This is a genomic window from Klebsiella sp. 10, assembly GCF_018223925.1.
Lineage (GTDB): Bacteria > Pseudomonadota > Gammaproteobacteria > Enterobacterales > Enterobacteriaceae > Klebsiella > Klebsiella pneumoniae.
On the sequence record NZ_JAGRRB010000011.1, the window covers coordinates 169,732 to 181,759 of the forward strand.

At 54.1% G+C, this 12,028-nt stretch carries 12 protein-coding genes; 4 read left to right on the forward strand and 8 right to left on the reverse strand.

What is annotated here, in order from left to right; translation table 11 throughout:
• Positions 1 to 27 precede the first annotated feature (27 nt).
• A complete protein-coding gene (locus KHQ26_RS12845) occupies positions 28 to 786 on the forward strand; it encodes an IclR family transcriptional regulator domain-containing protein (RefSeq protein ID WP_002891624.1) in 759 nt (252 codons plus the stop codon).
• Positions 787 to 825: 39 nt separating this feature from the next.
• On the opposite strand, the gene KHQ26_RS12850 is transcribed toward KHQ26_RS12845, so the two are convergent.
• The 8 genes from KHQ26_RS12850 to KHQ26_RS12885 all read right to left on the reverse strand — a co-directional run bounded on the left by KHQ26_RS12850 (position 826) and on the right by KHQ26_RS12885 (position 8,770).
• A complete protein-coding gene (locus KHQ26_RS12850) occupies positions 826 to 1,158 on the reverse strand; it encodes a hypothetical protein (protein ID WP_004178748.1) in 333 nt (110 codons plus the stop codon).
• A 250-nt stretch (positions 1,159 to 1,408) separates the two neighbouring features.
• The gene (gene cyoE, locus KHQ26_RS12855; protein ID WP_002891629.1) at positions 1,409 to 2,296 is read right to left on the reverse strand and encodes a heme o synthase; all 888 of its coding nucleotides are present in this window, start codon (positions 2,294 to 2,296) and stop codon (positions 1,409 to 1,411) included.
• Between the two features lie 11 nt (positions 2,297 to 2,307).
• Entirely contained in the window at positions 2,308 to 2,637 is a 330-nt protein-coding gene (locus KHQ26_RS12860) for a cytochrome o ubiquinol oxidase subunit IV (RefSeq protein WP_002891634.1), read from the reverse strand.
• Positions 2,637 to 3,248 carry a cytochrome o ubiquinol oxidase subunit III gene (locus tag KHQ26_RS12865; protein ID WP_002891635.1) on the reverse strand — a complete coding sequence of 204 codons (612 nt, stop codon included), beginning with the start codon at positions 3,246 to 3,248 and terminating at the stop codon, positions 2,637 to 2,639. Before KHQ26_RS12865 ends, KHQ26_RS12860 begins: the two co-directional genes overlap by 1 nt.
• Positions 3,238 to 5,229, reverse strand: coding sequence for a cytochrome o ubiquinol oxidase subunit I (gene cyoB / locus KHQ26_RS12870; RefSeq protein WP_002891638.1), 1,992 nt, complete (start codon positions 5,227 to 5,229; stop codon positions 3,238 to 3,240). Before cyoB ends, KHQ26_RS12865 begins: the two co-directional genes overlap by 11 nt.
• Before the next feature lie 19 nt (positions 5,230 to 5,248).
• Positions 5,249 to 6,193, reverse strand: a complete 945-nt coding sequence (gene cyoA, locus KHQ26_RS12875) for a cytochrome o ubiquinol oxidase subunit II (protein WP_002891641.1) — start codon at positions 6,191 to 6,193, stop codon at positions 5,249 to 5,251.
• Positions 6,194 to 6,672: 479 nt separating this feature from the next.
• Positions 6,673 to 8,148: a muropeptide MFS transporter AmpG gene (gene ampG, locus KHQ26_RS12880; protein ID WP_020804780.1), complete on the reverse strand. Its 1,476-nt coding sequence runs from the start codon at positions 8,146 to 8,148 to the stop codon at positions 6,673 to 6,675.
• Positions 8,149 to 8,191: 43 nt separating this feature from the next.
• Positions 8,192 to 8,770 carry a lipoprotein gene (locus KHQ26_RS12885; protein WP_002891647.1) on the reverse strand — a complete coding sequence of 193 codons (579 nt, stop codon included), beginning with the start codon at positions 8,768 to 8,770 and terminating at the stop codon, positions 8,192 to 8,194.
• Between the two features lie 302 nt (positions 8,771 to 9,072).
• Here KHQ26_RS12885 and bolA point away from each other — a divergent pair, with 302 nt between their 5' ends.
• From bolA to clpP, 3 genes are all read left to right on the forward strand, one after another.
• Positions 9,073 to 9,390 carry a transcriptional regulator BolA gene (gene bolA, locus KHQ26_RS12890; protein ID WP_002891649.1) on the forward strand — a complete coding sequence of 106 codons (318 nt, stop codon included), beginning with the start codon at positions 9,073 to 9,075 and terminating at the stop codon, positions 9,388 to 9,390.
• 345 nt (positions 9,391 to 9,735) lie between these two features.
• Positions 9,736 to 11,034: a trigger factor gene (gene tig, locus KHQ26_RS12895; protein ID WP_004147333.1), complete on the forward strand. Its 1,299-nt coding sequence runs from the start codon at positions 9,736 to 9,738 to the stop codon at positions 11,032 to 11,034.
• Positions 11,035 to 11,343: 309 nt separating this feature from the next.
• Complete coding sequence (clpP, locus tag KHQ26_RS12900) at positions 11,344 to 11,967, forward strand: ATP-dependent Clp endopeptidase proteolytic subunit ClpP (protein WP_002891804.1); 624 nt, start codon at positions 11,344 to 11,346, stop codon at positions 11,965 to 11,967.
• Positions 11,968 to 12,028 lie beyond the last annotated feature (61 nt).

Genomic DNA, 12,028 nt, shown 5'->3' on the forward strand with positions numbered 1-12,028 from the left:
AATGATGTTGCAAAAATGTGAGCGAATATGCAAAACACCATTCATCCACGCGATCTGATCGTCGGTTTACAAAAAGGGCTGGCGCTAATTCAGCTTTTTTCCAAAACCTGCCCAAAGCTCACCGTCGCCCAGACGGCGAAAATGAGCGGCCTGACGCAAAGCGCCGCGCGACGTTTTCTGCTGACGCTCCTGCATGAGCGCTATCTGCAAACCGACGGGCGCTATTACTGGCTTACCCCAAAGACGCTGCGGCTTGGCCAGGCCTATGTCGATTCGGCGCAGTTTCCTCGCATGGTACGGCCGATTGTCGAATACATCGCCAGTCGGACGGAAGAGCACGCCTCGGTGGGGGTGGTGGATGAAGATGAACTGGTCTATATCGCCCGCAGTCGGCATACGCCGTTCAACTCTACGTCGGTGCGGCTTGGGGAGCGGGTGCCCATTTTCTGTACCGCCGGGGGGCGATTGTGGCTGGCTTCGCTGCCGGAAGCAGAGTGTGAGACCGTCCTGCAGCGCATAACCCGGGAACAACGTACCCCCTATACGGTGACCGATATTGCGTCGCTGATGGAGAAAATCGCCCAGGTACGGCGCCAGGGATACGCCACTATTGAGCAGGAGTTTGAGATTGGCATGCTGGTGCTGGCGGTGCCGTTAACCGACAGGGAAGGGACCTGGTGGGGGGCGCTGAGTCTGACCAGTCATCAATCGCGCACTTCGCTGGAAGCGTTATGCCGCGATCACCTCGATCTGCTCTATAGCGCGCAGGCGATGCTGGTGGGTTAAACAGGGCAGCCAGTGGCGCTGCCCTAAGATAGACGTCGCTTAGGCCGACGCTTTGGTCAGAAAGGTGTTCCAGTCGCTGGCCGCGTTATTCACGAAAGTATTCCAGCTGTTGCCGGCGGTGTTAACAAAGCTTCCCCAGTTTTCCTTTCCGGCGGTCACAAAGGTTTCCCAGTTTGACTGTCCGGTCAGGAAGGAACCAAACGCCATCGCGCTGTCGCCGACGAAGGAGGCAAATGCGGTGCCGGAGGTCAGAACAAAAGAGGTGAAGCCGACGCCAGAGTTGGCGACAAAGCTGGCGAAGCCGCTGGCTGCGCCGAACAGATTAAAGCCACCGGAGATATACTCCATTTCGTTCAGTGTTAACTCTTTCATTGCAATTCCTTGTAGTGATTATTTCCCAAAGGGGCAAGAGCCCCGGCGAAAGGTAGCATTGCAGGACCGTGCGGCGCGAGTGATGCCCGATGCGTACTGGCTCAATTTTTCCTCATTTTTTGATATGAAAGATAGCGGGAAAGCGACGGGGGGAGGGGAGGGAAGTATGAAATGAGAAAGAAAGCGATGATGAAACAGGAAAGAAAAAGCCCCGTAAATACGGGGCTTTAGATCGTACGGGAGTGCGTAATTATCTCACGTAAGCCAGCAGACTATGTGAATCCGGCACCATAAAGTCAACGGACATCATCACGGACAGCGCGGTGATGGCGACGATAGAAAAGACGAACAGCTTACGCGCCCAGACTTTATCATCGGCCACTTTATAGCCACGCAGCGCCATGCCCAGCCACCAGACGCTGACCGCTGCCGCCACGACCAGGTATTTATACCCGGCGTAGCCGCCCAGCGAGAGCATCAGGGTTGCCACGGCAAAGGCGACGATGTACAGCGTAATATGGTTTTTGGCGACCGAAATGCCTTTCACCACCGGCAGCACCGGAATATTCGCCGCCTGATAATCCTTAAAGCGGAAAATCGCGATGGCGTAGGAGTGAGGCATCTGCCACAGGCTAAAGATAGCCAGCAGGATCGCCGCACCGCTGTCGAAATCACCGGTGACCGCGCAGTAGCCAATCACCGGCGGCGCAGCGCCGGAGAGTGAGCCAATCAGCGTGCCGTAGACGGAGTGGCGTTTCATGTACAGGCTGTAGACGCCGACATAAACCACGAACCCCATCACCCCCAGCCAGCAGGCCAGCGGGTTAGCGCCGAACCACAGCAGCATGAAGCCAGCAATACCCAGCAAGGTGGCGTACACCAGCGAAGCTTCTGGCGAGATCAGCCCTTTGACCAGCACCCGGTTTTTCGTCCGTTCCATCTTACGATCGATGTCCCGGTCGATGTAGTTGTTGAATACACAACCCGAGGCGACCACCAGGGATACTCCAAGGAGCGTCCAGACGAACAGCGGATAGTCGATGTGGCCTTTGGAGGCCAGCAGGAAACCGCCGATCACGGAGATCAGGTTGCCAAAAATAATGCCTGGTTTCGTTACTTGCAGGTATTGCTTAAACATACTCGCCGCTCTTAGTGCATCATCATGTTGTAGTTCAGGTTCCACATAATCCAGATGGAGCCGACAACCACGATCGCAATGATGATTACGGTGAAGATAAATGCGGTCAGGTTCCAACCTTCATCGGACTTGCTGTTCATATGCAGGAAGTACACGAGGTGTACCACGATCTGCACCACAGCGGTCACCAGAATGGTGCCAAGGATAACCGCATGCGAGGCGGAGCCACTCATCACCATGGCGAACGGAATGACCGTCAGGATGATGGACAGGATAAATCCTGTCATGTAGCTCTTCACGCTGCCGTGAGAAGCGCCGCTATGATCGGTAGAATGACTCATTACATCGCCCCCATCAGATAGACAACCGAGAACACGCAGATCCACACGACGTCCAGGAAGTGCCAGAACAGGCTCAGGCACAGGATACGCGTGCGGTTAGTGCTGGTCAGGCCACGACGTGAAACCTGGAACATCAGCACCGCCATCCAGATAAGACCGGAGGTCACGTGCAGACCGTGGGTGCCGACCAGCGCGAAGAACGCGGACAGGAAGCCACTACGATCCGGACCAAAGCCTTCCATGATCAGGTGATGGAATTCATAGATTTCCATCCCGATGAATCCGGCGCCAAACAACCAGGTCAACGCCAGCCAGGAAACCACCTGGCTTTTGTTGTTTTTGTACATGGCGATAGCCGCCATGCCGTAGGTGATGGAGCTGAACAGCAGCAGTGCGGTTTCAACCAGAACGAACGGCAGTTCAAAAATATCTTTGCCCGTCGGTCCGCCGGCCGTGCCGTTCACCAGAACGGCATAGGTAGCAAACAGCGTAGCGAAGATAATGCAGTCGCTCATCAGGTAGATCCAGAAACCGAATACCTTCATCGGTCCTGTATCATGGTGCCCGTGTTCATGCGCGTGGGCAGTATGCGCAAGAGTATCAGTTGCCATTTTTCAGCCCTGCTTTGTTAATCTCATCGAAATGCTGTTTTTCCAGTTTTTCGACTTCTGCAACCGGTACGTAGTAATCCACGTCCTCGTCAAAGCTCTTAATAATCCAGGTCGCTACGATGCCGATGAAGCTGGCGATCGCCATCCACCAGATATGCCAGATCATGGCGAAACCAAATACCGTAGCGAAGGCGGCAATCACGATGCCGGCGCCGCTGTTTTTCGGCATATGAATTTCTTCATAGTGAGCAGGCTGTTTGTACGCTTCACCTTTCTCTTTCATTTCCCAGAAGGCATCACGTTCGTGAACCTGAGGAACGATAGCGAAGTTGTAGAACGGCGGTGGAGAAGAGGTTGCCCACTCCAGCGTACGGCCACCCCACGGGTCACCGGTCAGGTCACGGTTCTGATCGCGGTCGCGAATAGACACGTAGAACTGAATCAGCTGGCACAGAATACCGCAGGCGATCAGCGCCGCACCGCAAGCTGCAATAACCAGCATCGGGTGGAACTGCGGATCGATCTGCTGGCTCAGACGACGGGTCATACCCATGAAGCCCAGCACGTACAGCGGCATAAACGCCACGAAGAAGCCGATGATCCAGAACCAGAAAGCGCGTTTGCCCCAGGTTTCGTTCAGGGTGAAGCCAAAGGCTTTCGGCCACCAGTAGGTCAGACCTGCGAAGCAACCGAACACTACGCCGCCGATGATAACGTTATGGAAGTGCGCAATCAGGAACAGGCTGTTGTGCAGAACGAAGTCCGCGCCCGGTACCGCCAGCAGCACGCCGGTCATCCCACCTACGGAGAAGGTCACGATAAAGCCGATAGTCCACATCATCGCCGAGTTGAAGACGATGCGACCCTGATACATGGTGAACAGCCAGTTGAAGATCTTAACCCCGGTCGGGATCGCGATAATCATGGTAGTAATACCGAAGAAGGCGTTTACGTTCGCGCCAGCACCCATGGTGAAGAAGTGGTGCAGCCAAACGATGAACGACAGAACGGTAATACAGACGGTTGCCCATACCAGAGAGGTGTAACCGAACAGACGCTTACGCGAGAAGGTCGCGGCGATTTCGGAGAAGACCCCGAACACCGGCAGAACCAGGATGTACACTTCCGGGTGACCCCAGGCCCAAATCAGGTTGATGTACATCATCATGTTGCCACCCATATCGTTGGTAAAGAAATGGGTGCCCAGGTAACGATCCAGGGTCAGCAGCGCGATGGTGACGGTCAGAATTGGGAACGAGGCGATAATCAGGATGTTAGCGCACAGAGATGCCCAGGAGAATACTGGCATCTTGAACATGGTCATGCCCGGGGCGCGCATCTTGATAATGGTCACGAAGAAGTTAATACCGGTCAGGGTAGTACCGATACCGGAGAGCTGCAGCGCCCAAATCCAGTAATCAACCCCTACGCCAGGACTGTACTCAATTCCCGACAGCGGCGGATAGGCCAGCCAACCGGTCTGCGCGAACTCACCAACGCCCAGAGACAGGTTAACCAGAATCACGCCCACAACGGTGAACCAGAAGCTCAGGTTGTTGAGGAACGGGAAGGCTACGTCGCGCGCGCCGAGCTGAAGCGGAACCACCAGGTTCATCAGACCGATAACAAACGGCATCGCCACGAAGAAGATCATGATAACGCCGTGGGCGGTAAAGATCTGATCGTAGTGATGAGGCGGCAGGAAGCCGGCTTCCCCGGCCGAAGCCAGCACCTGCTGGCTACGCATCATGATGGCGTCAGCAAAGCCACGCAGCAGCATGACGATTGCCACGATAACGTACATGATACCGAGACGTTTGTGGTCGACAGAAGTCAGCCACTCGTTCCATAGGTAGGACCACTTACCGAAGTAAGTGATGGCTGCCAGAAGCGCCAGTCCCCCAATGATAATCGCAGCCACCGTTACCACGATAATAGGTTCGTGGTAGGGCACTGCATCCAGTGTAAGTTTTCCGAACATCGTTTTCTTCCTCGGCCCCTTAGTGAGCGGTTTCCGCGTGGCTCATGTCCATGCCTTCCATCCCGTCGTGAGCAGCGTGCTCGCCTTCAGGTTTAGACATGTTCATGCTCTCGTGAGACATGAATTTGTTCACAACATCTTTGAACAGATCCGGTTTCACGTTAGAGAAATATTCCACTTTGTTGTATTCGCTAGGCACAGCCACTTTCTCGAACGCGGCCATGGAGTCCATGGAGTTCGGAGACTGTTTGGCTTTTGCAACCCACTGATCGAAAGTCGCCCGATCCGGGGTGGCAATCGCTTTGAACTTCATACCTGAGAAGCCCGGGCCACTGTAGCTAGCGGAGATACCGTCATAAGTACCAGCTTCGTCAGCAATGAGGTGCAGCTGAGTCTGCATACCGGCCATTGCATAAATCTGGCTACCTAAGCGCGGAATAAAGAACGAGTTCATCACCGAGTTAGAGGTCACTTTGAAGTGTACCGGTACGTTCGCCGGGAAGGCGATTTCGTTAACGGTAGCAATACCCTGTTCCGGATAGATAAAGAACCATTTCCAGTCCATCGATACGACTTCGATGGTGATTGGCTTCTCGTCATGGACAAGCGGTTTGCTTGGCTCCAGTGCGTGAGTGGTTTTCCAGGTCAGAACGGCCAGGAACAGGATGATCAGAATAGGTACCGTCCAGACCACAGCTTCCACTTTGTTGGAGTGTGACCAGTTCGGGCTATACTTCGCATCTTTATTGCTCGCGCGATACTTCCAGGCAAATCCTACTGCCATCAAGACGGCGGGAATAACGACAATCATCATCAGGCCGAAGGCCGTCAGAATCAAAGAGCGTTGCTCCAGTCCAATCTGTCCTTTTGGGTCAAGGAGTGCAGAATCACAACCACTGAGTAATACAGTACCTGCGATTAATGACATCCATCCCAAACTTTTATTGTATTTCCTGAGTCTCATTGAACGACCTCAATTCCACGGGATCTGGTGGCGTTTAAAGTGTATGGGCATTTTACGGTAAGGTTGCATTACTGTAAACATGATTGGATCTCTGTCAGTTCTGTGTTAGCGGCTTCTGCTTGGTTTGTCACATATGTAACGTAGTGTTACTTAATCGCTTGCAAAGCCTGATTTTCGCGGGATTGATAACGAAAGGGATAAGAAAAGGAGTGCTTAGCGGCTAATGGGCATAACCACCCACAAATTAGAACAATTGTTTAACATTTAATTATCAAATAAAAGACATTGTGAAAACGAAAAATAAAATCCCCGGAGCTGAATCGGTTAAATTATTTAAAGAATCGAACGAAAACTGTCAATAATTTCCAGAAATCAAAAACGCACAAAACAACAAATAGCGCGGCGGACAATATAAAAGCGTTAATAAGCCGTTATAATTACGTTTCGTAATTACAACGGCTAATAATGATGCTGGATCCTTAAATCAGGCGGGTTTTACGCAGCGCCAGATAGTCAAGCAGGCCGCCGAACAAAATCCCGCCGACGGCGGTGAGCGCGGCAACCTCCAGCAGGCCGGACAGGAAGGAGAACGACGTATAATCCAGCGCGTTGAGGATCAGCAGCGCCAGCCACACCGCGAGCAGCAGGCAGCCCAGAGTCAGGAGCCCCAGCGCCAGCGCATAGGCCTGCGGGAACTCACTACGCGGCATAAAGCTTGCGGTGCGTTGGGTATGCTCAAGCGTTTGCCGGCACAGCAGCAATAGGGCAATCCCCGGCACCGCCGCAACGACAGAGAAGAGATAGAAGGTCGACCAGCCGTGAGCCTCGACAAACCAGCCGGCAATCGGCCCAACGTATACGCGACCGACCGCAGAGAGCGCCGAGAGCAGCGCGAACTGGGTGGCGGAGAACGACTTATTACATAGCGTCATCAGCAGCGCGACAAATGCCGCCGTCCCCATTCCCCCGCACAGGTTTTCAAAGAATACCGCGGTCGCCATGGAATAGAGGTGCTTATCGGTAATCGACAGCAGCCAGTAGCCGGCGTTAGAGACCCCCTGCAGCAAACCGAAAATGAGCAGTGCCCGAAACAGCGTCAGCCGCTGCATCAGGACGCCGCCGTACAGGGCGCCGAGAATGGTGGCGAACAGGCCTAAGGTTTTGTTCACCATTCCCACTTCGCCAGCGTCAAATCCCACGCCGCGGATCAGGAAGGTGGTGGTCAGGCTCATGGCAAACGCATCGCCAAGCTTATAAAGGACGATGAGCAGCAAAATCAGCCAGGCGTTGTTGCGGCCGAAAAAATCGCGCAGCGGTTCGGCTACCGCCTGCTCGAGCGATCTGGGGACCGGGATAACGTCGCTCGGTTCGGGCGCCAGCAGCGTGGCGATAATGCAGGGCACCAGCAGCGCCGCCATCAGCCAGTACATCCCCTGCCAGCCGAGATAGCGGTCGGCAAGCCACAGGGCCAGTCCACCGGAGACCAGCATCCCCAGGCGATAGCCCAGCACGCTGATCGCGGCGCCGGCGCCACGCTCTTCTGCTGGCAACACGTCGGTTTTCCAGGCGTCGAACACAATATCCTGCGACGCCGAGCAGAAGGCGATCACCACCGCCAGCGCCGCCATCCAGCGTAATTGGGTGACCGGCTCAAGAAAGCCCATCGTCGCGATCGCCAGCAGGAGTAATACCTGGGTGGTCAACAGCCAACCGCGACGACGCCCAAGAAACGGCGGCGTGTAGCGGTCCATCAGCGGGGACCAGAGGAATTTAAAGACATAGGCCTGGCCGACGAGCGAGAAAAAACCGATCGTTTTCAGATCGATATTTTCCACCGTCATCCAGGCCTGCAGGGTACCGGAGGTGAGGGCCAGCGGCAGACCGGAGGCGAAGCCAAGGATCAGCAAAATGGCTGATTTCGGCTGCTGAAAAATGCGTAAGTAATGACTGGACATAGCATAAAGCACGAACCCGGCGGAGGCCGGGTTCGCGATAGCATTAACGCGCGTTTTGCTTGATGAAATCGTGGATGCTGGTGTCCTGCGCCATATCGGCGATGGTATCGGTCAGGACGCTGTTGACGGCATCAGCGATGTTTTTGTTCGAGGCCTGGAAGGCGCCTTCAACGGAGTAGCTGGCGCGGTAGTTTTTGGTCATTTTCGTGCCGTTTGCCGCGGTGGCGATGATGGCGATATCGGCTTTGGTGGCGATGTTATAGCGCACGTTACCCTGAGAGACGTCAGCATAGAGTTTGTTGACGATGATCTGCAGATCGACCGCGCCGTTCGGGCCAATCATGTAGCCGCGAGACGTCATCTGTTTCTCCAGCACTTCCTGCAGCAGGAAGCGCAGATCGCGGGAGGCGGTGAGAGTGACCAGCTGATTGTCACGCGTCACTTTCGCCAGCGCCTGGTCCGGACGCTGATCGGCGCCGTTGATGCTGACGGTCACGCCCATCAGGCTTGGATCCTGCTGCGGCAGCGTGATTTTCGGCGATACTTCAATGGTGGTCGGCGGCGTGGCGCATCCTGCCAGCATAAACATGGCGACCAACGGGAAAAGAATCTTCTTAAGCATGTTCAGGTCTCAACGCATGGTGTTGTTATAAGGAAAATTACCGCCATCATAGCATTGCCAACGGCAAGGGGAAGTGGCAACGCGTGTAAATCCATCGTGCTGGCGGTTTTCTGAGCGTCCCGCCACGGTTAATGGCTCGTTCCCCGACGGATTTGGCGACCAGAGCCAGTAAACGTGATACTTTTGAATGAAAATATCAGAACAATGCTAATTTTTTGTTGTTTTCTCCTAATGGAAGCGGTAAAAGCGGCTAACATTTAAATGGAGTGGCGGCATCTCAGCGTTGTCGGAGGAGAAAATTCATGATGATACGTGAACAGATCGAAGCAAAACTTAGAGCAGCGTTCGACCCGATGTATCTCGAAGTCGTGGATGAAAGTTATCGTCACAACGTCCCTGCGGGCTCTGAAAGTCATTTTAAAGTGGTGTTAGTGAGCGATCGCTTCACTGGCGAGCGTTTCCTCAATCGCCACCGTATGATCTACGGCACGCTAACCGAGGAGCTGTCGAATACGGTGCATGCCCTGGCGCTGCACACCTACACGATTAAAGAATGGGAAGCATTACAGGATACGGTATTTGCTTCGCCGCCGTGCCGCGGCGCAGGGAGTATCGCTTAGAAATCCCATTTGCAACCGCTGGCGCTTTTCCAGTATGTTGCTTGCAGATTTAGCAAAAACGGCCTACGGGCCGTTTTGTTTTGCCTGGAAAATGCGCAAAGTCAGCGCTTTTGCGGGCAAATTTGAGCGGGAAATGTGAAAAATGCCGCAGCACCAGGCGACAACCGTTCTCGACTCACAAAAGTGATGCCGCTATAATGCCGCGTCTTATATATGAATGTCTTCGGGATGATTCTGACGACAGGGAATGTGTTTCTGATTTGAAGAGGGCATCCCGGTTCTGCGAAGCCACCTACACGCGCTTCCAGAGTTGACCGAGCACTGTGATTTTTTTGAGGTAACAAGATGCAAGTTTCAGTTGAAACCACTCAGGGCCTTGGGCGCCGTGTAACGATTACTATCGCCGCTGACAGCATCGAGAATGCTGTCAAAAGCGAGCTGGTCAACGTAGCGAAAAAAGTTCGCATTGACGGCTTCCGTAAAGGCAAAGTGCCGATGAATATTGTTGCTCAGCGCTATGGCGCTTCCGTTCGCCAGGACGTGCTGGGCGACCTGATGAGCCGTCATTTCGTTGACGCGATCATCAAAGAAAAAATCAATCCGGCCGGCGCGCCGAACTACGTTCCGGGCGAATACAAACTGGGCGAAGACTTCACCTACGCGGTAGAGTTCGAAGTGTATCCGGAAGTTGAACTGCAGGGTCTGGACGCGATCGAAGTTGAAAAACCGGTTGTTGAAGTCACCGACGCTGACGTTGATACCATGCTGGAAACTCTGCGCAAGCAGCAGGCGACCTGGAAAGAAAAAGAAGGCGCGGTTGACGCTGAAGATCGCGTAACCATCGACTTCACCGGTTCTGTTGACGGCGAAGAGTTCGAAGGCGGCAAAGCCTCTGACTTCGTACTGGCGATGGGCCAGGGTCGCATGATCCCGGGCTTCGAAGACGGTATCAAAGGCCACAAAGCGGGTGAAGAGTTCACCATCGACGTGACCTTCCCGGAAGAGTACCACGCAGAAAACCTGAAAGGTAAAGCGGCTAAGTTCGTTATCAACCTGAAGAAAGTCGAAGAGCGTGAACTGCCTGAGCTGACCGAAGAGTTCATCAAACGTTTCGGCGTGGAAGATGGTTCCGTCGCTGGCCTGCGCGCTGAAGTGCGTAAAAATATGGAACGCGAGCTGAAAGGCGCTGTGCGTAACCGCGTGAAGTCTCAGGCTATCGAAGGTCTGGTTAAAGCCAACGAGATCGACGTTCCGGCTGCCCTGATCGACAGCGAAATCGACGTGCTGCGTCGTCAGGCTGCTCAGCGTTTCGGCGGCAATGAGAAACAGGCTCTGGAACTGCCGCGCGAGCTGTTCGAAGAGCAGGCTAAACGTCGCGTCGTTGTTGGTCTGCTGCTGGGCGAAGTGATCCGCACCAACGAGCTGAAAGCTGACGAAGAGCGCGTAAAAGCCCTGATCGAAGAGATGGCTTCTGCGTACGAAGATCCGTCTGAAGTCGTTGAGTTCTACAGCAAGAACAAAGAGCTGATGGACAACATGCGCAACGTGGCGCTGGAAGAGCAGGCTGTTGAAGCCGTGCTGGCGAAAGCCAAAGTGTCTGAAAAAGCCACTTCCTTCAACGAACTGATGAACCAGCAGGCGTAATTTCGCCGCTATCGTTTAAGGTTCGAGCAAAAACCCGTTGCCGAAAGGCGGCGGGTTTTTTTTTAAGATAATGATAGCCACAGGCACGGTGCGAAAACGCATTAACCATGATAGCGTTACAGCAAAAGCTTGTTATGCTTGAAATATGGCAACACCATCCCCATTACCGGGGGTGGCAACTGCATCCGCAATCGCACGCGTATTGAAGAGGCGGTGACGCATTCAGCGGATAGAAACTGTGGCTGATAATCCGTCCGTAAGGTTACAATCAGTGCAGCAGGTATTTTAAAATTACTCCAGGAGACGGAAATGTCATACAGTGGCGAACGAGACAACTTTGCACCCCATATGGCCCTGGTGCCGATGGTCATTGAACAGACCTCACGCGGTGAACGTTCTTTTGATATCTACTCCCGTCTGCTTAAGGAACGCGTCATTTTTCTGACCGGCCAGGTCGAAGACCACATGGCAAACCTGATCGTGGCGCAGATGCTGTTTCTGGAAGCGGAAAACCCGGAAAAAGACATTTACCTGTACATTAACTCTCCGGGCGGGGTAATCACCGCCGGGATGTCGATTTATGACACCATGCAGTTCATCAAGCCGGATGTCAGCACCATCTGTATGGGGCAGGCCGCTTCTATGGGCGCGTTCCTGCTGACCGCCGGGGCGAAAGGCAAGCGCTTCTGCCTGCCGAACTCCCGCGTGATGATCCACCAGCCGCTGGGCGGCTATCAGGGACAGGCGACGGATATTGAGATCCACGCCCGTGAAATCCTGAAGGTGAAAGGACGCATGAATGAGCTGATGGCGCATCATACCGGCCAGTCTCTTGAGCAGATTGAGCGTGACACCGAGCGTGACCGCTTCCTGTCTGCTGCGGAAGCCGTGGAGTACGGGCTGGTCGACTCTATTTTGACCCATCGTAATTGATGCCCAAGGCGCAAGGGTGCCGCTTTATGCTTCATCCTTCTCGCCACGTCTGTGCGAGCGG